We start from the raw sequence: 21,644 nt of genomic DNA on the forward strand, positions 1-21,644 counted from the left end.
CCGGCCGCCGGACACCGGCCACCGGACCCGGGCCCCGGCCATCGGACACCGGAAGCAACCGGAACACACGAAAGGGCGGTCCCACCGCACACGGGACCGCCCTTCGCGTTTGCCGTCTCCGGCTACTGCGCCCGGTCGAAGTCGACCGCGCTGTAGGCGCGCAGCTTCGACAGGCGGTGGGTGGAGTCGATCTTCCGGATCGTGCCGGACTTGGAGCGCATGACCAGCGAGGACGTGGTCGCGGTCTCCGAGCGGTAGTGGACACCGCGCAGCAGCTCGCCGTCGGTGATGCCGGTGGCGACGAAGAACACGTTCTCGCCGGAGACCAGGTCGGTGGTGGTCAGGACGCGGTCCAGGTCGTGGCCGGCGTCGAGGGCCTTCTGGCGCTCGGCGTCGTCCTTCGGCCACAGCTTGCCCTGGATGACACCGCCCAGGCACTTGATCGCACAGGCCGAGATGATGCCCTCGGGGGTGCCGCCGATACCGAGGAGCAGGTCCACGCCGGTGCCCTCGCGGGCCGCCATGATGGAACCGGCGACGTCGCCGTCCGAGATGAACTTGATGCGGGCGCCGGTCTCGCGGATCTCCTTGACGATGCCCTCGTGACGGGGGCGGTCCAGGATGACGACGGTGACGTCCTCGGCGGCCATGCCCTTGGCCTTGGCGACCCGGCGGATGTTCACCGACACCGGGGCGTTGATGTCGACGAAGTCGGCGGCCTCCGGGCCGGTGACCAGCTTGTCCATGTAGAAGACCGCGGACGGGTCGAACATGGTGCCGCGGTCGGCGGCCGCCAGGACGGCGATGGCGTTGGGCATGCCCTTGGCGTTGAGCGTGGTGCCGTCGATCGGGTCGACGGCGATGTCCACCTCGGCGCCGGTGCCGTCGCCGACCCGCTCGCCGTTGAAGAGCATCGGGGCTTCGTCCTTCTCGCCCTCGCCGATGACGACGACGCCGTTCATCGAGACGGTGGAGATCAGGGTCCGCATCGCGTTGACCGCGGCGCCGTCCGCGCCGATCTTGTCGCCGCGCCCGACCCAGCGGCCGGCGGCCATGGCGGCGGCCTCGGTGACCCGGACGAGCTCCAGGGCGAGGTTGCGGTCGGGGGCCTCGGGAGAGACCTCGAGTTGGGGCGGCAGGTTGTGCTCGGTCATCGGAGCGCACCTTTCTGTACGACGACGGCCGGAGATGTGAGGGTGCTGGAACTCTATCGGTACGTCGACATATTGAGCAGAGGGGGTCACGTATGAGCGGCATATCGGACACCGGATTGTCCTGGGCGGACCCCTGTCCTTGATCGCGTGGGGCATGCGGGACGATAGGTGCGTGGCAGGTATGAAAGGCAAGCAGACGATCTGGGACATGGTCCGGTCGCTGGCGTTGATCGGCATCGTCGTCGCGGGGATCTACATCTTCCTCCCGCATGACGAGAAGGCCGACCCGACGCGCGTCGTCGACTACCGGGTCGAGACCCTCACGGCCCGGCGCGCGGCGCCGTATCCGCTGGCTGCGCCGACCGGCCTGCCGCAGGAGTGGCGGGCGACCTCGGTGACGTACGAGCGGAAGAACGCCAACGCCTGGCACCTGGGCTTCCTGGACCCGGACAACCAGTACGTGGCGCTCGAGCAGTCCAGCGACACCTCCGCGAAGTACCTGGCGAGGGTGACCCAGCAGGCCACCGCCACCGGGCAGACCCAGCAGGTCGGCGACCTGGCGTGGGAGCGCTGGGACGGGCCGAAGTACGACGCGCTGGTGCGGGCGGAGCAGGGCCACGTGACGGTGGTGACCGGCACGGCCTCCTTCGAGCAGCTGGCGAAGATGGCGGCGGCGCTGGAGTTCAAGAAGGGCTGAGCGAGCCGCAGTGCGCAGACGGATACGGCGAAGGCCGCCCCGGGGTTCCGGGGCGGCCTTCGCCGTATGTGCCGTGCGCGGGGGACTCAGACGGTCGTGACGACCTGGTCGAAGTCCAGGCGCGGGGAGCGCGGGAACCACGCGTCCTCGCCCGGCTTGCCGATGTTGACGACCATCAGCGGGGTGTGGTCGGCGTCCAGGAACTCCTTCTGGAGGCCGGCGAAGTCCAGGCCGGTCATCGGGCCGGCGGCCAGGCCGGCGGCGCGGACGCCGACGATGAAGTAGGCGGCCTGCAGGGCGGCGTTCAGGACCGCGGACTGCTCGCGGACCGGGCGCTCGCTGAAGAAGGCGTCCTTGGCCTGCGGGAAGTGCGGGAGCAGGTGGGGGAGCTCCTCGTGGAACTCGTTGTCCGCGGAGAGGATCGCGACCAGCGGAGCGGCGGCGGTCTTGGCCTGGTTGCCCTCGGCCATGTGCTTCACCAGGCGCTCGCGGGCCTCGGGGGAGCGGACCAGGGTGATGCGCAGCGGGGTCTGGTTGAAGGCGGTCGGGCCGTACTTGACCAGGTCGTAGATCGCCTGGACCTGCTCCTCGGTCACCGGCTCGTCGGTGAACGAGTTGGCGGTGCGTGCCTCGCGGAACAGGAGGTCCTGGGCGGCGGCGTCGAGAACGAGGGACATCGGAAAGCCTTCTTCCATACGGGGCTGAAGCGATGTCCCCGACACTACGCAGAGATAGATGAAAATTCAACTAATGTGGTGGGCGTGTGGGCTGGCTCACAACTCCCCGGGGCGTTTCGGCCCCGCTCCGGCCGCTCCCGCCTACTCGGCCTCTGCGCCGGACTCCCGCGCCGCCAGCGCCGAGTCCAGCCGGGCCCGGGCGCCCTCCAGCCAGTGCCGGCAGACCCGCGCCAGCTCCTCGCCTCGCTCCCACAGGGCGAGCGAGTCCTCCAGCGAGGTGCCGCCCGCCTCCAGCTTGCGGACGACCTCGATCAGCTCGTCCCGGGCCTGCTCGTACCCCAGCGTTCCCCGGGATTCCAGCGACGTGTCCGACTCGGCCATTCCTGCCACCTTATATGCGTAGTACAACGGAAATATTGCAGGAGTGTGTCGTTACTTGAGGGGAAGGTCGGTGACCTGCACCGTCAGCTCGCCCTCCGCCACCCGCGCGCGCAGCACCTCGCCCACCGGGACCTCCTCCGGCGAACGCACCACATGCCCGTCCGCCCGCTGAAGCACCGCATAACCCCGCTCCAGCGTCGCCGCCGGGGACAGCGCCACCACCCGGGCCCGCGTGTGGGCCAACTCCGACTCGGCCCGGTCCAGCAGATGCCCCAGCGTGCGCCGGCTGCGCCCGAGCAGCGCCTCCAGCTCGTCCTGCCGGGTCTCCACCATCCGCTGCGGATGCACGAACACCGGGCGGCCCAGCGCATGCGCCAGCCCCCGCTCCTCCCGGTCCAGCAGGCCCCGTACGGACCGCAGCGCGCGGTCGCGGAGCAGCCGGACCCGCTCCAGCTCCTCGCCGACGTCCGGAACCACCTTCTTCGCGGCATCGGTCGGGGTGGACGCCCGCAGGTCGGCGACCAGGTCCAGCAGCGGCGAGTCCGGCTCGTGCCCGATCGCCGAGACCACCGGAGTGCGGGCCGCGGCCACCGCCCGTACGACCTGCTCGTCGGAGAACGGCAGCAGGTCCTCCACGCTGCCGCCGCCCCGCGCCACGATGATCACGTCGACCTCGTCGAGCGCGTCCAGCTCCTTCACCGCCTGGACCACCTGGGGAACCGCGTGAACCCCCTGGACGGCGACGTTCCGCACCTCGAAGCGGACCGCCGGCCAGCGCCGCCGGGCGTTCTCCAGCACATCCCGCTCGGCCGCCGAGGCCCGACCGACCACCAGCCCCACCAGCTGCGGCAGGAACGGCAGCGGCCGCTTCCGGTCGAGCGCGAACAGCCCCTCGGCGGCCAGTGAACGCTTCAGCCGCTCCAGCCGGGCCAGCAGCTCCCCGATGCCCACCGGCCGTATCTCCGTGGCCCGCAGCGACAGCTGGCCTCGCGGCGCGTACCACTCCGGTTTCGCCAGGACGACGACCCGGGCGCCCTCCGCCACCGCGTCCGCGACCTCGTCGAACACCTGCCGGTAGCAGGTCACGCTCACCGAGATGTCGTGCGACGGATCGCGCAGGGTCAGGAAGACCACCCCCGCACCCGGCCGCCGGGACAGCTGCGTGATCTGCCCCTCCACCCACACCTGGCCGAGCCGCTCGATCCAGCCCCCGATGAGCCGGGACACCTGGCCGACGGGCAGCGGCGCCTCGGCCGACGTATTCAGACTCATGCAGGCAGGCTAACCGGCGCCGCCGACAGTCTCCTTGGGTTCCTCCTGCGGAAGCCCCGCGCGTCGCCCGCGCTGGGCGAACAGCACCGCCAGCCCCACCGCCAGCCAGACCGCCCCCACCAGCTGCGCCGTCCACGAGGCCTCGACGATCACCGCCACCGTCACCGCCGCGCCCAGCACCGGGACCACCAGGTGCTTCCACCGGCTCGGCGGCCCCTCGCCGGCCGCCTCGCCGCCCCGCCGCACCCAGAACCAGCCCACCACGGAGGCGTGCAGCAGGGTGAACGCCACCAGCGCCCCGACGTCCACCACCGAGACCAGGTGGTCCAGCCCGTCGTCCCGCCGGGCCGCCCACACCGCGGCGACCAGCGTCACCACCGCCGCGACCAGCAGCGCCGCCCGCGGAGTTCCGCCCGAGGTGCGGGCCAGCGCATGCGGCAGCCGCCGGTCCCGGGCCATCGCGAACAGCAGCCGGCCGGCCGCCGCCTGCCCGGCCAGCGCCGCGAAAGCCGCCCCGACCGCCTTGCTGACCGCCACCAGATCGTGCAGCCAGGTCCCGACCGAGGCCTCCACCGCGTTGTAGAAGGCTGGCCCCTGCTGCGCCGGATCCGCCGCCAGCTCCGCCGAGGACACCGGCGCCAGCAGCGCCGCCAGATAGGTCTGGGCGACGAACAGCACCCCGGTCAGCCCCAGACAGAACAACACCGCCCGGGCCACCCGGGCCGATCCCCCCGTCACCTCCTCCGCGAAGGAGGCGATGGCGTCGAAACCGAGGTACGAGAGCACCGCCACCGAGACCGCGCCGAGGACGGCGGCCGGGCTGAAGCCGAGCGAGCCGTCGCCGGTGAGCGGCGAGAGCCAGCCGCGCTGCGCCCCGTCCCGGACCAGCACCGTCACCGCGGACACCAGGAACACCAGCAGCACCAGGATCTCCATGGCCAGCACCGCGAAGCCGACACGCGCGGCCGCCCGTACCCCCCACAGGTTCAGCAGCGTGGTCACCAGCACGGCCAGCGCCGTCCACACCCACCGCGACACCTCCGGGACCAGCGCGTTCATCGCGATCCCGGAGAACAGGTACGCCACCGCCGGGATCAGCAGGTAGTCCAGCATCGCCATCCACCCGGCGATCAGGCCCGGCCCCTCGCCGAGCCCCTTGCGGGCGTACGTGAACACCGACCCGGCCTGCGGGGCCACCCGCACCATCTGCGCGTACGAGAAGGCGGTGAAGGCCATCGCCACGGTCGCGCACAGGTAGACCAGCGCGACGGCGCCGTGCGACTTGGCGTCCAGCGTGCCGAAGATGCCGACCGGGGCCATCGGCGCGATGAACAGCAGCCCGTACACGACCAGATCCCGGAAGCCCAGACTCCGCCGTAGCCGCCCGTCTTCCGTCATGACCGCGCCACACCATCCTCCGGGCGACAAGGGGAACAGGGTTCCGCCCCAGTCTCTGTCGGCGGACCGATCTTCGCGCTCACCGACGCGGCCGTACGATGGTCCGTATGACTGCTCCCGCATCCCGTCGCCGTGTCCTGCTCGCCGCCCCTCGTGGCTACTGCGCGGGCGTGGACCGAGCTGTGATCGCCGTCGAGAAGGCCCTCGAGCAGTACGGCGCCCCGGTGTACGTCCGCCACGAGATCGTGCACAACAAGTACGTCGTCCAGACGCTGGAGAAGAAGGGCGCGATCTTCGTCGAGCGGACCGAGGAGGTCCCCGAGGGGAACATCGTGATGTTCTCCGCTCACGGTGTCGCCCCGGTCGTCCACGAGGAAGCCGCCCGCGGCAAGCTGGCGACGATCGACGCCACCTGCCCCCTGGTCACCAAGGTGCACAAGGAAGCCGTCCGGTACGCCAACGAGGACTTCGACATCCTCCTCATCGGCCACGAGGGCCACGAGGAGGTCATCGGCACCTCCGGCGAGGCCCCGGACCACATCACGATCGTCGACGGCCCGGACGACGTGGACAAGGTCACCGTCCGCGACGAGTCCAAGGTCGTCTGGCTCTCCCAGACCACCCTTTCGGTCGACGAGACGATGGAGACGGTCGACGCGCTGAAGACCAAGTTCCCGCTGCTCCTCTCGCCGCCGAGCGACGACATCTGCTACGCCACGTCGAACCGGCAGGCGGCCGTCAAGGCGATGGGCGCCGACGCCGACCTGGTCATCGTCGTGGGCTCGAAGAACTCCTCGAACTCCATCCGGCTGGTGGAGGTCGCCCTGGACGCCGGCGCGGGCGCCGCCCATCTGGTCGATTTCGCCCACGAGATCGACGAGGCCTGGCTGCAGGGCGTCACCACGGTCGGCCTGACCTCCGGCGCGTCCGTGCCCGAGGTGCTGGTCGAGGAAGTCCTGGGCTGGCTGGCGGCGCGCGGCTTCGAGGACGTCGAGCTGGTCAAGACGGCGGAGGAGCACATCACCTTCTCCCTGCCGAAGGAACTGCGCCGGGATCTGCGCGCCGAGGCGGCGGAACTGGTCGCCGACAAGTAGCGCCTTTCGTACCGTATGTCCATGCAGACGACGCAGATCATGGGCGTGGACATCGGTGGATCCGGAATCAAGGGCGCACCGGTCGACTTGGCGCGCGGAGAGCTCGCCGCCGAGCGCCACAAAGTACTGACACCGCAGCCGGCCACCCCCGAGGGGGTGGCCGGCTGCGTCGCAGAGGTGGTCCGGAACTTCGACTGGGCCGGCCCGGTCGGGATCACCTTCCCCGGGGTGGTCACCGGCGGCATCACCCGTTCGGCGGCCAACGTCGACAAGGCGTGGGTCGACCTGGATGCCCGGGCGCTGCTCTCCGCCCATCTGGACGGGCTGCCGGTGACCATCCTCAACGACGCGGACGCGGCGGGCGTCGCCGAGATGACGTACGGCGCGGGGCGCGGCCGCACCGGGACGGTCATCCTGCTGACCCTCGGCACGGGCATCGGCAGCGCCCTCTTCACGGACGGGCACCTGGTCGCCAACAGCGAGCTCGGGCACCTGGAGCTGCACGGCCACGATGCGGAGACGCGGGCATCGGTGAAGGCGAAGGAGGACGGGGACCTCAGCTGGGAACGGTGGGCCCGCCGGCTGCACAAGTACCTGGCCCATGTGGAGATGCTGTTCTCCCCGGAACTCTTCATCATCGGCGGTGGCGTCAGCCGCAAGCCCGAGAAGTTCCTGCCGCTGATCGAGGGCATCCGCGCCGAGATCGTCCCGGCCCGCCTCCAGAACAACGCGGGCATCGTGGGCGCGGCGATGGCGGCCCGCGACGCGCACTGAGGACGGGCGGCACCGGGCGGGCAGGGGTCAGGCGGGCAGGCGCCGGGCGGTCAGATCGGGCGCGCAGGGTGGAGGAGGCCCGGCGGTCAGGGGTCAGGCGGGCAGGCGGCGGGCGGCGGCCATCCGCCGCCGGTTGCTCAGTGCGGCCCGCCGGGCCAGCGCGATCAGCGCGGCGACCAGCGTCCCGGCGTACAGCCATCCGGCCTGCAGCGACAGGGCGCTGACCACCCCCATCAGCTGCCCGCCCACCCCGCCCGACCCGCCGGCGATGGGCCACACCCCCACCGCGAAGGCGATCGGGACCGCGACCGGCGCGGTGATCAGGTCGGCGGGTCGCACCCAGATCGCCGTCGCCGCGGCCACCGGCAGGAACAGCACCCCGTACCCCACCAGCGACGCGTCGAAGAGCAGCCAGACGATCCCGCCCGCGAGCATCATGGCGGCACAGGCGAACAGCCCGCCGCCGAGGCCGGTCAGCCGGGGCCTCGGCAGTCGGCGGGGTGCCGCCGGCGGCCGGGGAGGCCGGGGCCGTGCCACGGCGGCCGCGGCCCCGGCGGGCCGCCGCTGGGCCGGGGGCCGCTGCTGCGTGGTGTGATGATCTGACCGCACCCTGTATTGCTCCACCCCACGAGGCTAGGCGCCGCACCCCGGATCGGGGCCCCGGGACACGCGTAAACTGTCTGATGGCCCATGCCCGGGCCGTACCCTCCAGCAGCTACGGGAAGTCGCCAACGTGTCGCTCACGATCGGAATCGTCGGCCTGCCGAATGTCGGCAAGTCGACCCTGTTCAACGCCCTGACCAAGAACGACGTGCTGGCGGCCAACTACCCGTTCGCCACCATCGAGCCGAACGTCGGCGTGGTCGGGGTCCCGGACCCGCGCCTGCAGGTCCTGGCGGGCATCTTCGGCTCGCAGAAGATCCTCCCGGCGACCGTCGACTTCGTCGACATCGCGGGCATCGTGCGCGGCGCCTCGGAGGGCGAGGGCCTGGGCAACAAGTTCCTCGCGAACATCCGCGAGTCCGACGCGATCTGCCAGGTCATCCGTGCCTTCAAGGACGAGAACGTCGTGCACGTCGACGGCAAGGTCTCGCCGAAGGACGACATCGAGACGATCAACACCGAGCTGATCCTCGCCGACCTCCAGTCCATCGAGAAGGCGGAGCCGCGCCTGACGAAGGAGTCCCGCCTCCAGAAGGACAAGGTCGCCGTCCTGGCGGCCGTCGTCGAGGCCAAGAAGATCCTCGAGGCCGGCGACACCCTCTTCTCGAAGGGCATCACCAAGGGCACCGAGCAGGGCGAACTCCTCCACGAGCTGCACCTGCTCACCACCAAGCCGTTCCTCTACGTCTTCAACGTCGACGAGGACGAGCTGACGGACGACGCGTTCAAGGCCGAGCAGTCGGCCCTGGTCGCCCCGGCGGAGGCCATCTTCCTCAACGCCAAGCTGGAGGCGGACCTCGCCGAGCTCGACGACGAGGAGGCCCTCGAGCTCCTCCAGTCGGTCGGCCAGGAAGAGCCCGGCCTGGCCACCCTCGGCCGCGTCGGCTTCGACACCCTCGGCCTGCAGACCTACCTGACGGCCGGCCCGAAGGAAACCCGCGCCTGGACCATCAAGAAGGGCGCCACCGCCCCCGAGGCCGCCGGCGTGATCCACACCGACTTCCAGCGCGGCTTCATCAAGGCCGAGGTCATCTCCTTCGCCGACCTGGTCGCCTGCGGCTCGGTCACCGAGGCCCGCGCGAAGGGCAAGGCCCGCATGGAGGGCAAGGAGTACGTGATGCAGGACGGCGACGTGGTGGAGTTCCGCTTCAACGTGTAGTCGTCTCGTTACTGCATCTTGGCTGTCGTCAAACGTGCAGGTCAGCAGGGGTTGGACTCTGGCGAGTCCGACCCCTTCTGCATTCCCGCGCTGACGTGGTGCCGACTTTTCAGCTGCTTCGGGGCGGCGTGAGCTTGTCGAGGTCCAGGCTGACCTCGAAAGGCACGGGGCGCTGGAGGGTGCCTCGGAAGATCCCGGCGGGCGCGTATGCGCCGGTGGGTTCGTCGAGCTCGTAGACGTGGACGACGGGTGCCCCGTCCTCGTCCTCGATGCACCAGTAGTGCGGGATGCCGGCCTCCGCGTACTTGCGGAGCTTCACCGTGCGATCGCGGTGGGCGGACTCGGGTGACACCGCCTCCACGACGAGCTTCACGTCCTCCGGGGCGTACCAGGTGCGGTCGGGGTCATAGGGCAGGTTCGTCAGCAAGAGGTGCGGCTCGGGGCGGTTGCGAGCATCGAGGCGGATCGTCATCTCGCGCTCGACCTCGAAGCCGGCCGGCGCCTGCGCCATGAGCGTGGTGGTCAGGGCGGTGACGAGGCGGCCGTGCCAGGACCGCTGGGGCGACATCATGAAGACGAGGGCTCCATCGATCAACTCGGTGTGGCGGGGTGCCTCGGGCAGGTGGTCGAGGTCCTCCGCGAACCAGCCTTCCGCGCGCGGCGGGCGCATCCAGTCGGGCAGTGCGGTCATGGCTTCACGGTAGCGGCCCGCCGCTCGAGCTGGAGAGCCAACGATGCCGGTCCGGGGGCTTTCGGCAACTTGCCGCGCCATAACCGCGGATCAGCCGGCATTAGGTGTCATGGACAGTGGAGCGGTGTCCGACGTGCGCGAACCACACCACGAGCTCTCCATCGTCGATCGTGCAGCGCGGAAGGGGCCGGACTCTGTTGAGTCCGGCCCCTTCCGGCGTCAGTCCGATCGGCGCGGTCAGGACGATGTGACCGCCGTAGCGACGGCCACCTCGAATTCCTCGAGGCTTCGGGTGGTCACGCGTGCCTTCGCCGTGGCCTGGCCGCGTACCGCCGCGACGGCGCCGCGGGAGGCCGCGATGGCGTTGTGGTCGGTGTAGATCGAGCCCACTGCGGCTCGGCCCGTGGCGCGGTCGATGAGCAGGGACGTGCCCTCCAGGCCGGGCATGCTCTGGAGCTTGGGCAGCGCGGTGTCGCGGAACGTTTCCACCAGCAGGTCCACGTCGGACGGGGCGACCTCCATGCGGACCAGCCGGAACCACGCGCCGGGCCCGATGTCGTCCGCGCGCCGGGCGACCGCCGCCTCCCAGTTGTCGATCGTCACGGTCTGCGCGAACGGCGCCAGCAGCTCGGCGCGCCGCTCGCGAAGGCTCTCGTCACTGGCCTGCCGGCTCCTTTCGTCCTCCCACCACGAGCCCACGAGGAGCTTGCCGAGCTCGCGGTCGACGAACAAGCCCATGCCGCGGTAGCCGGGCTGTTCCGACAGCATCCGTCGTCCTTCGCTGCCGATCGCCTCGGCCACGCCGCCGAGCTCGGCCGGATCGCCTGTTGCGTAGAGGGTGCGAACGTACATGGCGCCCTTTCCTGCCGTCCCGCAGACCGTCCGTGAGGGCGGTCCGCCAGGCATTGGGCGAGCCCCGAGCGGGCCCGCGTCACGCACTCCATCCGATGGCCGGGACGGGTGGGAGGCAAGGTGGCCGGGGCGTTCGGGTGACCGCCCGGCACCCCTCGCCGCACGGGCGGGCGGAGCGCAGCCTCTCAGTTGCCTTGTGGTGGAGGGGAGTTGGGGCCCGATCGAGCCCTTTTTTGATTGACTGGCGGTCTGCGCCGGGCGGACACCGACGCCCGTGGAGCGCGCCGCACGTTCACTGGGGGAAACATGACCGGTCCGAAGAAGCCCGTCCTCACCCGCCGCACCCTGCTCGGCACTACCGCGGCTGCCGGAGTCGGCGCCGTGCTGCCGGCCGGGCTCGCCGCAGCGGCCGGTCCCGGCGGGCGTCCCCTCCGGGGGGACCAGGCGGCGATCGACGCCGCCGCCGCGCGGCTCGACCGCGGTCTGATCGCCTTACGGCGTGATCTCCACCGGCATCCCGAGACGGCCGGACAGGAGCGCCGTACCGCCGCGGCGGTGGCCGACCGGCTCCGTGCCGCCGGGCTGAAGGTGACCGCCGGGGTGGGCGGCCACGGGGTCGTCGGCGTACTGAAGGGCGCGCGTCCCGGACGTACGGTGGCCTACCGGGCCGACATGGACGCGGTGCCGCCGGAGGGGATCGTCACGGGAGGCGCCGAGGCGGCGCATGTGTGCGGGCACGACATCCACACCACCGTGGGCGTCGGTGTCGCGCAGGTCCTGGCGGGGCTGCGGCACCGGCTGAGCGGCACGGTCGTCTTCTGCTTCCAGCCCGCCGAGGAGACGCTGACGGGTGCCCGCGCGATGATCGACGCCGGTGTGCTGGAGCGGACCCGTCCCGAGGAGATCCACGCCCTGCACTGCGGCCCGTTCCCGGTCGGGCAGTTCGCCGTGACGCCCGGCAGCGGACTGCCGGGTCAGGACGGTGCAGTGATCACGCTGTCCGGCCCGGACGCGGCCGGGGCGGCGCAGCGGCTGGCCGCCGAGATCGGCGGGCTCGCCACGGTCGCACCCCCGGAGACCCCCGCCGATCTGGAGCGGATGGTCGCCGACGTCCAGACGCCGGACGGGCCGCTGGCCCGGTTCGTCGTCGTAGGGGCCGAGGCGCAGCAGCCCGACGGGGAGGGCCGGGCCGGGGTGCGGGTGTGGTACCGCTGCTGGCCCGAGGAGCGGTACGTCGAGGTACGCGAGGAGATCCGTCGGCTGGCCAAGCCGTACGCCGGGGCCCTGGTGAACTTCCCCGCCGAGCCGTTCCCGGCCATGGTCTGCCCGGAGCGGGAGGCCCACGCCCTGGCGCGGCACCTGCGCCGCCGATTCGGCCCGGACGGGGCGACGGTGATGCACACCGCGTTCCCGTTCAACGGCGAGGACTTCGCGCTGTTCCTGGACCGCATCCCCGGCACCTACAGCTTCTTGGGTGTCCGCGCCCCCGGCGACGGCATCACGAAGAGCTGCCCGCACTACGGCGACTTCGCCCCGGACGAGCGGTCCATCGGCTTCGGCGTCCGCGCGATGTCGGGCTGGCTGGCCGAGCGCGCCCACCCGCGGGCGGGATGACCCGTGACCCCGCCCTTCGAGGACGGGGCGGGAGAGGGGCTCACAGGCCCCGGACGGCCGCGATGGTGAAGGTGGTCGGGCTGCCGGTGCTCGGGGTCAGGGGGCCTCCCTTGTCGAACTGGGAGCGGACCACCAGGGTGCGGCCGTGGGAGCGGGTCAGGGTGGTGGGTATCTGCAGGTCCGGGTCGGTCAGGGTGCCGGTGAGGCGGGCCCGGGTGCCGTCCGCCGAGAGCTGCCAGCGGGTCAGGGTGTTGGTGGTGTTGTGGACCACCCGCAGGGTGCCGCCGGGGGAGAGGTGGAGGCCGTCGGCGGCCTTCACGTCGGCGGCGCCGTGCAGGGCGACCCGGCGGACGGCGCCGGAGCCGAGGTCGATCCGGTAGAGGTCGCCGGCGGCCATGTCCACGGTGAGGAGGTAGCGGCCCCGCGGGTCGGAGACGATCCCGTTCAGGAAGACGCCGCCGGACGGCCGGCCGAGGTCGTAGGCCGCCTGGAGGGTGCCGGTGCCGCGGGCCAGGTCGGCGGGGGTGACCCGGTAGACCACCGCGCGGAAGCTGTCCGTCAGGTAGGCGGTGCCGTCCGGGGTGAGGGTCAGGTCGTTGATGAAGAAGGGGGTCCCGCCGGCCGCTTCGAAGTGGGCCAGGCGGGTGCCGGTGGCCGTGTCGTAGACGGCGACTCCGGTGGTGGAGTCGGTGACCCACAACCGGCCCCGGTCGTCCACCCGCAGTCCGTTGGCGGTGTCCCGGCCGTCGGTGCCGGCCGGCAGGAAGACCTCCGCGGTACGGCGGCCCGGGCGGGCGCGGTAGACCGTGCCGTCCGCGTACGAGCCGACGTACACGTCGCCGGTGCGGGCGTCGGCCGCGATGCCCTCCGGGTAGACCTTCGCGCCCGGCAGGACGAAGGCGGTGGAGAGACGGGCGTGGGGAGCTGTGGCAGCGGAGGCCGGGGCGGTGGCGTCGGACGCCGTGGCGGAGGGGGCGGTGGCCAGGGCGGCGAGGAAGGCGGTGGCCAGGGCGACCGCGCCCCGATTCAGGTGTGTACGCATGATGGTTAGCTCACTCTCTGTCGTGTGGAGTGAAAGTTATGTTAGAGCTCTAATGATTGCAAGGGTCGTAGGATTCGGGAATGACCTCCATGCCCGTCGAAGAGCGCATCGGCTCCCACATCAAGCGCGCCGAGCAGGCTCTGCTGACCGCCAAGAACGCCGCGCTCAAGCCGGCCGGGGTGACGGTCCCGCAGTACGCCGCGCTGGCCTGGCTCGCGGAGAAGCCCGGGATCTCCGCCGCGGCCCTGGCCCGGCTGTGCGGGGTCACGCCGCCGACCATGAACACCGTGCTGAAGAACCTCCAGGAGCGCGGGCTCATCGAGCGCACCCCGCACGAGTGGCACCGCAACGTGCTGGAGACCCGGCTCACCGAGGAGGGCCGGTCGGTCATGGCGGTGGCGGACGCGGCCGCGGTACGGGTCGAGCGGGGGCTGGCCGCGGAGTTCTCCGCCGCGGAGCGGGAGCAGCTGATCGCACTGCTGGGCCGGTGCATCGGTGTGCTGAGCTGAGATTCAGCTCATCTTTTCGGCCGCTTTTGAAACCCGACGGGGCATTGGTGCATCAGGAGTAGGGGGATGACCAGCCGTTCTGTCCCGTGGGGGCAGTCATGACCGTTCGGAGCGAAGTCCGTGCACCAGTACCCGCAGCGCCCGCGGCCCGATGACCAGCCGTACCCGGGATACCAGCAGCCTCAGCAGCACCAGGAATACCCGGGACAGCAGGGATACCCGGGGCAGGGATACCCGGGGCAGCAGGGGTACGAGCAACCGTACGGTCAGTCGTACGGGCGGCAGTACCAGGAGCAGCCGCACCGGACGCCGCAGTACCAGGAGCCGCCGTACCAGGAGCCGCCGTACGGGCAGCCCCCGTACCAGGAGCAGCCGGAGCCGCCGGCCGCCCGGCCCCGCCGCTCCCGGAAGAAGGTGTGGATCGGCTCGGCGCTCGTCGTGGCGCTGCTGGCCGGCGGCGGCGCCGGCTGGGCGTACTGGAAGACCGACTGGTTCGACGGCAACGGCGAGACCGTCAGCTACGGCACCCCGCCCGCCGGCCAGGGCGCCGGCGGCAAGGACTCCGGCGGCACCGCCCCCTCGCCCGGCGGCGACCCGGACGTCTCGCTGCCCACCGGCCCGGCCGCCAAGTTCAAGCAGACCGCCAAGCTCGACGACGGCACCCGGATATCCAAGACCCGGCTCAAGGGGGCGAAGTCCGGCTTCGAGGGCGACGTTTGGGTGTGGACGCCCAAGGAGTACGACGACCCGAAGTACGCCAAGAGCGGTTTCCCGGTGCTGATCGCCCTTCCGGGCGGCAACGGCTACCCGAACAACTACTGGGCCGACCGCAGCCTCGGCCTGCAGAAGGCGATCAGCGAGGGCGCCAAGGCCGGCACCAGCCTGCCCTTCGTCCTGGTCATGCCGGTGCTCAACCCGGACGCCAAGTACTACTACGACGGCTCCGACATACCCGGCCAGGCCAAGATGGGCACCTGGATGGCCGAGGACATCCCCGCTTTCGCCAAGGCCAACTTCCGCACCTACAAGTCCCGTGACGGCTGGGCCTTCATGGGCAACTCCTCCGGCGCCTTCGTCGGCCTCAAGCAGGTCATGCAGCACCCGGACCGGTTCAAGGCCGTCATCGCCAACGGCGGCGAGATCGTCCCGGACTCCCCCCTCTGGAAGGGCCACCAGAAGGAGATGGACGCCAACAACCCGGAGAAGCTCGCCCAGAAGCTGATCGACGGCAACGGCCCCGAGGTGTACGTCAACTTCCAGTACGGCACCAAGGAGGGCGGCCGGGCACGGCTGGAGAAGTTCCGGACGCAGTTCGGCAAGGGCCCGGTCAAGGTGACCATCCACGAGATCAAGGGCGGCGACCACAACGGCTGGGACTACGTCCGGGGCATGAAGGAGAGCGCCCTGCAGGAGACCAGCAAGGTGATGAAGGCGCCGAAGCCGGACGCCGGGTGACACGGCGGCGAACCCGCCTCACCGGCCGGGCCGCGGGTCGGACGGTGGGCAGGCCGGGGCAGGCCGGGCAGGCCGGGGCAGGCAACCTGATCGGGTGTTTTGGGCTCTCTAAGTTGTGTAAGGGGGATCAGTCGGTAACGGTCGGAGATGTTCCGTGCAACAAGACCACCAGGGAGACCAGCAGGGCGGCGACGCCGGCAAGCGCCGCGGGCCCCGCAATCCCCGCAGGCCCCGGCGCAGGCGCCTGTTCCTGATCTGCGGTGCCCTCGCGCTCGCCCTCACCGCCGGGGGCGGTGTGGCGGCGTACCAGTACGACCTGTTCAGCGACATAGGCGAGCCGATCAGCTTCGGCCGGACCGCCGAGACCGCGGCCGACCCCGCGTCCGGCACCGGCGCGGCGGGCCGGGCGCGCCCCGGGACGCGGCTGCCGACCGGTCCGGCCGCCAAGTTCGTCCGGGCCGCCCGCCTGCCCGACGGCACCGAGATCGGGAAGACCACCCTCAAGGGCGCGAAATCGGGGTTCACCGGCGACGTCTGGGTGTGGGTGCCCAAGGAGTACGACGACCCGGCCTACGCCCGCAGCGCGTTCCCGGTGCTGATCTCCCTGCCGGGCGGCCGCGGCTACCCGAACAACTACTGGGGGACGGGCCCCGGCCTGGGCCTGCAGCAGGCCGTGACCGACGGGGCCGAGGCGGGCCGCAGCCTGCCCTTCATCCTGGTCATGCCGGTGATCAACGCGGACACCAAGAACCACTTCGACGGCTCGGACATCCCCGGGCAGCCCAGGATGGGCACCTGGATGGCCGATGACGTGCCGGATTTCGTGAAGGCCAATTTCCGCACCTTCACCGCCCGCGACGGCTGGGCCTTCATGGGCTCCTCCTCGGGCGGTTTCGGCGCCCTCAAGCACGTCCTGAAACACCCGGACCGCTTCAAGGCGGTCATCGCCAGCGGGGTCGACATCGTCCCCGACTCCCCGCTGTGGAAGGGGAACCGGGCGGCGATGGACGCGAACAACCCGGAGAAGCTGGCCCGGAAGCTCATCGAGGCCAAGGGCCCCGACGTCTACGTCAACTTCCAGATCGGCACCAAGGAGAGCGGGCGCGACCAGGCCGAGAAGTTCATGCGGGAGTACGGCAGGGGTCCCGTGCACACCCGCCTCCAGGTGATCCAGGATGGTGAGCACAACGGCAAGTCGTACGTACGGGGCATGAGGGAGGGTTCGCTGGAGTGGATCAGCAAGGTGCTGCTGGCACCCACACCCGACCCCGCCCCGGCCCCCGCGCCGGAGACAGCTCCATCGAAGACAGCTCCATCGAAGACAGCTCCTCCGGAGACCGCGTCCGCAGCCCGATGAGCGGCCTGGCCAAGGGCATATCCGCGGCCGCCGCCGTGCTCGCGGTGCTCGCCCTCGCGCTGTTCGACCTGCGTGCCGACGGCGTGGGCAACGCCGCCGACCACCCGTTCCCCACGGTCGGCGTGCTCATGGCCGACGGGCAACACTGGTGCACGGCGAGCGTGGTCGACAGCCCGAAGGGCAATGTCGTCGCCACCGCCGCGCACTGCGTGGCGCCCGAGGGCAAGGACGGCCGGCCGGGCGAGGTCGCCCACGACGGTCTCGCCATCGGCGACCTCTCCTTCGCCCCCGCCTTCTCCGGCGGGGGCGCCGGCCGGCAGCCCCTGGGCCGGTGGAAGGTCACCTCGATCCACGTCGACGACCGCTGGGCCAAGTGGGGCGAGGACACGGCCGACTACGCCTTCCTCACCGTCGAGCCCGGCGAGGACGGCCGCAGCCTCCAGGACGTGGTGGGCCGCGAGGACGCCCCGTCCGCCGACTGGCACTCCGGGTACGAGCGGGACGTCACCGTCGTCGGCTATCCGGAGGAGGACCGCAACCCGGAGAACAAGCCGATCTCCTGCACCACCCGGACCGGCCACGACGAGGACGACCCGGACATGCTGTACATCAGCTGCGCCGGGTTCTGGACGGGCACCAGCGGCAGCCCCTGGGTCGCCGACCGCGGCGGCCCCGGCAGGCCGGGCCGGCTCATCGGGGTGCTCAGCGGCGGCGACACCGACGTGGACTCCACGGCAGCGCTCTTCGACGACCGGGCCAAGGCCCTCTACGACCGGGCCGCCCGCGACTGAGCCCCCGTGATCCCCGAGCGCGGGAGCCTCACTGCTTGCGTTCGGTGGAGACGATCACTCCGACCGCCGCCACCACGATCGTGCCGCCGGCCAGGATCGGCCAGGTCAGTGCCTCGTCCAGGATCAGCGCACCGAGCAGCACCGCGACCACCGGGTTGACGTACGCGTACGTGGCGACCAGCGACAGCGGCGCCGACTGCAGCAGCCACGCGTACGCCGTGAAGGCGACCAGGGAGCCGATCAGGACCAGGGCGCCCAACGCCACCCACGACCGGGTGGACACGGCCGCCAGGTCCAGCCCCCGCTGCTCGCCCCGGACCAGGCCCACCAGCAGCGCGCCGAGGCCGCCCGCCACCATCTCGTACGCGCTCGCGGTGAACGGGTTCGCCGGCATCGGAAGCTTCGAGGCGGAGAACGAGCCCATCGACCACAGCCCGCTCGCCCCGAGGACGAGCAGCACACCCGACAGCCGTACGGACCCGCTGATGCCGGGCACGGTCAGCACCGCGAGCCCCGCCACGCCCAGGAGCACGCCGCCCAGGGTGCGCGGCGACGGCCGGTCCCCGGAGCCGGCCCGCAGCAGCACTACCCACATCGGTACCGCCGCGATCAGCAGCGCCGCCAGCCCGGACGGCACCGAGGTCTCGGCGAGCACCACCAGGGCGTTGCCGCCGAGCAGGAGCAGCAGGCCCACCAGCACCGCCGATCCCAGCTGCGCGCGGGTGACCTTGAGTGCCGCCGGGCCCTGCCGCCAGGCCACCAGAGCGGTCAGCAGCAGGCCGGCGGTGATGAACCGGGCGCCCGCGGAGAGGAACGGCGGGATGGTCTCGACGACGATCCGGATGCCGAGGTAGGTCGAACCCCAGACGACGTAGACGATCGCCAGCGCGGCCCAGACGGCGCCGGTGACCTTGCGGGCGGGGACCGGGCCGCCGGAGGCTCCGGCCGGCGGGACCGACTGGCTGCTCTCCGCAGCGCTCGACGGGTTCGAGGCGTTCGAGGCGTTGGACGCATTCGGTATGGGCACGGCCGGATCCTACGTTCGTTGGTCGTTGCAAGTAACTGTGCTTCAGTCCTTGAGCAGCCCGTTGAGCTCCCCGTAGGCGAGTGAGCCGGTCAGTGCCCCGTAGCCGCCGTCCGCGGCGAGCTGTTCGGCCGCCCGCCGCACCACCGCGTACGCCGCCTCGGCCACCCAGGACCCCAGGCTCACCCGGGCCGCGCCCAGCGCGCCGAGTTCGGCGACCGTCGGGGCGCCCGGGCCCACCAGGATGTTCAGCGGTGCCGAGATGCCCTTGGCGAGCTCGGCCACCGTCGCCGGATCGTGCACTCCGGGGACGAAGATGCCGCTGGCCCCGGCCTCCAGGTAGCGGGCGGCCCGGGCCAGGGTCTCGTCCAGCCGGGCCGGGCCCGGCTCGCCGAAGCCCCGGAGGTAGGTGTCGATGCGGGCGTTGATGTAGAGGGGGACGCCGGCCCGGTCGGCGGCCGCCCGGGCCGCGGCGAGCCGCTCGGCGTATTCGGCGGGGGGCCGGGACCCGTCCTCGATGTTGATCCCCACCGCGCCCGCGGCCAGCACTCCGGTGACGGTCTCGCCGACCGCTGCCGCGTCCGCGCCGAAGCCGCCCTCGATGTCGGCGGTCACCGGCACCGGCACGGCGGCCACCAAACGGGCGATCAGGTCCAGCGCCCGGTCCCGGGCGAGCGCGTCCCCGTCGGGTGCGCCGAGGGACCAGGCCACCCCGGCACTGGTGGTGGCCACGGCCGGGGCCCCGGCCGACGCGACGATGCGGGCGCTGGCCACGTCCCAGGCGTTGGCGAGGGCGAGCGGGGCGGCCGGGTCGTGCAGGGCGGTGAAGGCCTGCGCCTTGGAGTTCAGCTCGAGATTCTGGCTCATGCGTGCAGTTCATCAGACGGGTGGGCGTCGAGTCCGGCGGATTTCCGTCAGGTGGCTCGGGGCACTCACGAAAACTGCACAACCGGGCGCGGTCCGCCCGCTCATGGCGCCTGCCCGGGCCGGCCGGGCCTGCGGTGGCGGGATTCCGCCCCTGGCTCCGCAGGCCGGAGCGAATCCCTCCGCCCCCGCTGTCCCGGGAGCTTCGCGGAGCGTGTCCGGGCGGTGCCCGCTGTGCCGCGGGAGGGCGGCTTGGCCGGAACCGATCTGGGCATCGGATGAGGCCTGTGCACCGGCCCTTTTCCCGTTCGTGGCCGCTGTGTGGCACGGATGTTACGCATCCGTTCTCCTCTTGTGGGACCGCCTGATGGTGGGTCAACCTTTCGGAGGCGAAGGGCCCTTGGCCGAACTGATTGTCATGGGCACGTCGCTTAACCCCCCGCAACGCACCACCTATCAGGAGGACACCTCACATGTCCGTGATGCGTCATCACCGCCGGAAGCTCGCCGGCCTCAGCGCGACGGCCGCCGTCGCCCTTGTGCTCGGCGCGGCCTCGGCCCTCCCGGCCTCGGCCGCCGGCGGATCCGCCGCGGAAGGCCGGATCGTGAACGCCGGCGCCGCCGGCACGATCGCCGACAGCTACATCGTGATCCTGAAGGACTCCGCCGCCCGGTCCACGCTCGCCAGCGGCAAGTCCGTCGCCGAGCGCCACGGTGCGAAGATCGACAAGGTCTACCGCGCGGCACTGAACGGCTACTCCATCGCGGCCTCCGAGGCCCAGGCGAAGAAGATCGCCGCCGACCCGGCCGTCGCGTCCGTCGTGCAGAACCGGACGTTCACCGTCGACGCCACCCAGCCCAACCCGCCGTCCTGGGGCCTGGACCGCATCGACCAGCCGTCGCTCCCGCTCAACCAGAGCTACACCTACCCGGACAAGGCCGGCGAGGGCGTCACCGCGTACATCATCGACACCGGTGTCCGCATCAGCCACCAGGACTTCGGCACCCGCGCCTCCTACGGCTACGACGCCGTCGACAACGACAACACCGCGCAGGACGGCCACGGCCACGGCACCCACGTCGCCGGCACCGTCGGCGGCAACGCGTACGGCGTCGCCAAGAAGGCGAAGATCGTCGGCGTCCGCGTGCTCGACAACAACGGCTCGGGCACGACGGCCGGGGTCGTCGCGGGCATCGACTGGGTGACCCGGAACGCGGTCAAGCCGGCCGTGGCGAACATGTCCCTCGGCGGCGGCGCCGACTCCGCGCTCGACACCGCCGTGCGGAACTCCATAGCCGCCGGCATCACCTACGCGGTCGCGGCGGGCAACGAGAACACCAACGCCAACACCAAGTCCCCGGCCCGTGTCGCCGAGGCCCTCACGGTCGGTGCGACGACCAGCTCGGACGCCAGGGCCAGCTACTCCAACTACGGCAGCATCCTGGACATCTTCGCGCCCGGTTCCTCCATCGTCTCGGCGTGGAACTCCAGCGACACCGCCACCAACAACATCTCCGGTACGTCGATGGCCTCGCCGCACGTCGCCGGCGCGGCCGCCCTGTACCTCTCGCAGAACCCGTCCAGCACCCCGGCCCAGGTCGGCACCGCACTGGTGAACGCGTCCACGGCCAACAAGGTGACCAACCCCGGCACCGGCTCGCCGAACCGCCTGCTGAGCGTCGGCACCGGCACCACCCCGCCCACCGGGCCGAAGTTCGAGAACACCGCGGACTACGCCATCAACGACAACTCGACCGTCGAGTCCCCGGTCACCGTGAGCGGCGTCGCGGGCAACGCCCCGGCCGCCCTCCAGGTGGGCGTGAACATCCAGCACACCTACATCGGTGACCTGAAGGTCGACCTGGTCGCCCCCGACGGCTCCGTCTACACCCTGCACAACCGCAGCGGCGGCAGCACCGACAACATCAACCAGACCTACACCGTCAACGCCTCCAGCGAGGTCGCCAACGGCACCTGGAAGCTCCGGGTGAACGACAACGCCAACATCGACACCGGCAAGATCGACGTCTGGTCGCTGCAGTTCTGACGCGACCGGCAGACCGGCAGACCGGCAGACCGGCCGAATGAAACGAACGACCGACTGAGCACCTGAGCCGGTAACGGCGGGGGCGACCGAACCAACGGTCGCCCCCGCTGCGTGCGTGGAGCGGAAGC

General features: G+C 71.5%; 21 protein-coding genes. 10 read left to right on the forward strand and 11 right to left on the reverse strand.

The window, feature by feature from the left end:
• Positions 1-122: 122 nt before the first annotated feature.
• Positions 123-1,154, reverse strand: coding sequence for a class II fructose-bisphosphatase (gene glpX / locus AB0447_RS21905; protein WP_366478381.1), 1,032 nt, complete (start codon positions 1,152-1,154; stop codon positions 123-125).
• Between the two features lie 181 nt (positions 1,155-1,335).
• Between glpX and AB0447_RS21910 the strand changes: the two genes are divergently transcribed.
• Entirely contained in the window at positions 1,336-1,851 is a 516-nt protein-coding gene (locus AB0447_RS21910; protein ID WP_366478405.1) for a DUF4245 domain-containing protein, read from the forward strand.
• 86 nt (positions 1,852-1,937) lie between these two features.
• Here AB0447_RS21910 and AB0447_RS21915 read toward each other — a convergent pair whose 3' ends face one another.
• From AB0447_RS21915 to AB0447_RS21930, 4 genes are all read right to left on the reverse strand, one after another.
• On the reverse strand, positions 1,938-2,528 hold the full coding sequence (locus AB0447_RS21915) for a malonic semialdehyde reductase (RefSeq protein WP_366478382.1): 591 nt from the start codon (positions 2,526-2,528) through the stop codon (positions 1,938-1,940).
• Between the two features lie 141 nt (positions 2,529-2,669).
• A complete protein-coding gene (locus AB0447_RS21920; RefSeq protein ID WP_366478383.1) occupies positions 2,670-2,909 on the reverse strand; it encodes an exodeoxyribonuclease VII small subunit in 240 nt (79 codons plus the stop codon).
• Between the two features lie 51 nt (positions 2,910-2,960).
• The gene (gene xseA, locus AB0447_RS21925) at positions 2,961-4,181 is read right to left on the reverse strand and encodes an exodeoxyribonuclease VII large subunit (RefSeq protein ID WP_366478384.1); all 1,221 of its coding nucleotides are present in this window, start codon (positions 4,179-4,181) and stop codon (positions 2,961-2,963) included.
• A gap of 9 nt (positions 4,182-4,190) precedes the next feature.
• On the reverse strand, positions 4,191-5,579 hold the full coding sequence (locus AB0447_RS21930; RefSeq protein ID WP_366478385.1) for an APC family permease: 1,389 nt from the start codon (positions 5,577-5,579) through the stop codon (positions 4,191-4,193).
• Positions 5,580-5,677: 98 nt separating this feature from the next.
• Here AB0447_RS21930 and AB0447_RS21935 point away from each other — a divergent pair, with 98 nt between their 5' ends.
• Both AB0447_RS21935 and ppgK read left to right on the forward strand, forming a co-directional pair.
• Positions 5,678-6,673 carry a 4-hydroxy-3-methylbut-2-enyl diphosphate reductase gene (locus tag AB0447_RS21935; protein WP_366478386.1) on the forward strand — a complete coding sequence of 332 codons (996 nt, stop codon included), beginning with the start codon at positions 5,678-5,680 and terminating at the stop codon, positions 6,671-6,673.
• 21 nt (positions 6,674-6,694) lie between these two features.
• Positions 6,695-7,447 (forward strand): polyphosphate--glucose phosphotransferase, encoded by a 753-nt coding sequence (gene ppgK, locus AB0447_RS21940; RefSeq protein WP_366478387.1) that lies wholly within the window; start codon positions 6,695-6,697, stop codon positions 7,445-7,447.
• Positions 7,448-7,540: 93 nt separating this feature from the next.
• On the opposite strand, the gene AB0447_RS21945 is transcribed toward ppgK, so the two are convergent.
• The gene (locus tag AB0447_RS21945) at positions 7,541-7,984 is read right to left on the reverse strand and encodes a DUF6542 domain-containing protein (protein ID WP_366478406.1); all 444 of its coding nucleotides are present in this window, start codon (positions 7,982-7,984) and stop codon (positions 7,541-7,543) included.
• 196 nt (positions 7,985-8,180) lie between these two features.
• Here AB0447_RS21945 and ychF point away from each other — a divergent pair, with 196 nt between their 5' ends.
• On the forward strand, positions 8,181-9,269 hold the full coding sequence (ychF, locus tag AB0447_RS21950; protein WP_366478388.1) for a redox-regulated ATPase YchF: 1,089 nt from the start codon (positions 8,181-8,183) through the stop codon (positions 9,267-9,269).
• Between the two features lie 109 nt (positions 9,270-9,378).
• Here the strand turns inward: ychF and AB0447_RS21955 are convergent, their stop codons facing one another.
• Positions 9,379-9,960 (reverse strand): Uma2 family endonuclease, encoded by a 582-nt coding sequence (locus tag AB0447_RS21955; protein ID WP_366478389.1) that lies wholly within the window; start codon positions 9,958-9,960, stop codon positions 9,379-9,381.
• A gap of 237 nt (positions 9,961-10,197) precedes the next feature.
• A complete protein-coding gene (locus AB0447_RS21960; protein WP_366478390.1) occupies positions 10,198-10,812 on the reverse strand; it encodes a hypothetical protein in 615 nt (204 codons plus the stop codon).
• Positions 10,813-11,118: 306 nt separating this feature from the next.
• On the opposite strand from AB0447_RS21960, the gene AB0447_RS21965 reads away from it, so the two are divergent.
• On the forward strand, positions 11,119-12,426 hold the full coding sequence (locus tag AB0447_RS21965; RefSeq protein ID WP_366478391.1) for a M20/M25/M40 family metallo-hydrolase: 1,308 nt from the start codon (positions 11,119-11,121) through the stop codon (positions 12,424-12,426).
• A gap of 40 nt (positions 12,427-12,466) precedes the next feature.
• Here AB0447_RS21965 and AB0447_RS21970 read toward each other — a convergent pair whose 3' ends face one another.
• Positions 12,467-13,468, reverse strand: a complete 1,002-nt coding sequence (locus AB0447_RS21970) for an SMP-30/gluconolactonase/LRE family protein (RefSeq protein ID WP_366478392.1) — start codon at positions 13,466-13,468, stop codon at positions 12,467-12,469.
• A gap of 80 nt (positions 13,469-13,548) precedes the next feature.
• Here AB0447_RS21970 and AB0447_RS21975 point away from each other — a divergent pair, with 80 nt between their 5' ends.
• The 4 genes from AB0447_RS21975 (at position 13,549) to AB0447_RS21990 (ending at position 17,580) form a co-directional block, all read left to right on the forward strand.
• Positions 13,549-13,977: a MarR family transcriptional regulator gene (locus AB0447_RS21975; protein WP_366478393.1), complete on the forward strand. Its 429-nt coding sequence runs from the start codon at positions 13,549-13,551 to the stop codon at positions 13,975-13,977.
• A gap of 120 nt (positions 13,978-14,097) precedes the next feature.
• Positions 14,098-15,432: an alpha/beta hydrolase-fold protein gene (locus AB0447_RS21980; RefSeq protein ID WP_366478394.1), complete on the forward strand. Its 1,335-nt coding sequence runs from the start codon at positions 14,098-14,100 to the stop codon at positions 15,430-15,432.
• A 154-nt stretch (positions 15,433-15,586) separates the two neighbouring features.
• The gene (locus tag AB0447_RS21985; protein ID WP_366478395.1) at positions 15,587-16,789 is read left to right on the forward strand and encodes an alpha/beta hydrolase-fold protein; all 1,203 of its coding nucleotides are present in this window, start codon (positions 15,587-15,589) and stop codon (positions 16,787-16,789) included.
• Complete coding sequence (locus AB0447_RS21990; RefSeq protein ID WP_366478396.1) at positions 16,786-17,580, forward strand: trypsin-like peptidase domain-containing protein; 795 nt, start codon at positions 16,786-16,788, stop codon at positions 17,578-17,580. Before AB0447_RS21985 ends, AB0447_RS21990 begins: the two co-directional genes overlap by 4 nt.
• Positions 17,581-17,608: 28 nt before the next feature.
• Here AB0447_RS21990 and AB0447_RS21995 read toward each other — a convergent pair whose 3' ends face one another.
• On the reverse strand, positions 17,609-18,466 hold the full coding sequence (locus AB0447_RS21995) for an EamA family transporter (RefSeq protein ID WP_366478407.1): 858 nt from the start codon (positions 18,464-18,466) through the stop codon (positions 17,609-17,611).
• Positions 18,467-18,649: 183 nt separating this feature from the next.
• Positions 18,650-19,471 (reverse strand): isocitrate lyase/phosphoenolpyruvate mutase family protein, encoded by an 822-nt coding sequence (locus tag AB0447_RS22000; RefSeq protein WP_366478397.1) that lies wholly within the window; start codon positions 19,469-19,471, stop codon positions 18,650-18,652.
• Positions 19,472-19,941: 470 nt separating this feature from the next.
• On the opposite strand from AB0447_RS22000, the gene AB0447_RS22005 reads away from it, so the two are divergent.
• Positions 19,942-21,516, forward strand: a complete 1,575-nt coding sequence (locus AB0447_RS22005) for a S8 family peptidase (protein ID WP_366478398.1) — start codon at positions 19,942-19,944, stop codon at positions 21,514-21,516.
• Positions 21,517-21,644: the final 128 nt, after the last annotated feature.

Origin of the sequence: Streptomyces sp. NPDC051211 (assembly GCF_040689505.1) — a bacterium.
Classification (GTDB): domain Bacteria; phylum Actinomycetota; class Actinomycetes; order Streptomycetales; family Streptomycetaceae; genus Streptomyces.

Bases quoted from the DNA above. Each gene is read 5' to 3' on its own strand.
- AB0447_RS21915 (WP_366478382.1), bottom strand. From the start codon at position 2,528: ATGTCCCTCGTTCTCGACGCCGCCGCCCAGGACCTCCTGTTCCGCGAG.
- xseA (WP_366478384.1), bottom strand. From the start codon at position 4,181: ATGAGTCTGAATACGTCGGCCGAGGCGCCGCTGCCCGTCGGCCAGGTG.
- AB0447_RS21955 (WP_366478389.1), bottom strand. From the start codon at position 9,960: ATGACCGCACTGCCCGACTGGATGCGCCCGCCGCGCGCGGAAGGCTGG.
- AB0447_RS21930 (WP_366478385.1), bottom strand. From the start codon at position 5,579: ATGACGGAAGACGGGCGGCTACGGCGGAGTCTGGGCTTCCGGGATCTG.
- glpX (WP_366478381.1), bottom strand. From the start codon at position 1,154: ATGACCGAGCACAACCTGCCGCCCCAACTCGAGGTCTCTCCCGAGGCC.
- AB0447_RS21975 (WP_366478393.1), top strand. From the start codon at position 13,549: ATGACCTCCATGCCCGTCGAAGAGCGCATCGGCTCCCACATCAAGCGC.
- AB0447_RS21990 (WP_366478396.1), top strand. From the start codon at position 16,786: ATGAGCGGCCTGGCCAAGGGCATATCCGCGGCCGCCGCCGTGCTCGCG.
- AB0447_RS21935 (WP_366478386.1), top strand. From the start codon at position 5,678: ATGGTCCGTATGACTGCTCCCGCATCCCGTCGCCGTGTCCTGCTCGCC.
- AB0447_RS21920 (WP_366478383.1), bottom strand. From the start codon at position 2,909: ATGGCCGAGTCGGACACGTCGCTGGAATCCCGGGGAACGCTGGGGTAC.
- AB0447_RS22000 (WP_366478397.1), bottom strand. From the start codon at position 19,471: ATGAGCCAGAATCTCGAGCTGAACTCCAAGGCGCAGGCCTTCACCGCC.
- AB0447_RS21960 (WP_366478390.1), bottom strand. From the start codon at position 10,812: ATGTACGTTCGCACCCTCTACGCAACAGGCGATCCGGCCGAGCTCGGC.
- AB0447_RS21965 (WP_366478391.1), top strand. From the start codon at position 11,119: ATGACCGGTCCGAAGAAGCCCGTCCTCACCCGCCGCACCCTGCTCGGC.
- AB0447_RS21970 (WP_366478392.1), bottom strand. From the start codon at position 13,468: ATGCGTACACACCTGAATCGGGGCGCGGTCGCCCTGGCCACCGCCTTC.
- ppgK (WP_366478387.1), top strand. From the start codon at position 6,695: ATGCAGACGACGCAGATCATGGGCGTGGACATCGGTGGATCCGGAATC.
- AB0447_RS21910 (WP_366478405.1), top strand. From the start codon at position 1,336: ATGAAAGGCAAGCAGACGATCTGGGACATGGTCCGGTCGCTGGCGTTG.
- AB0447_RS22005 (WP_366478398.1), top strand. From the start codon at position 19,942: ATGTCCGTGATGCGTCATCACCGCCGGAAGCTCGCCGGCCTCAGCGCG.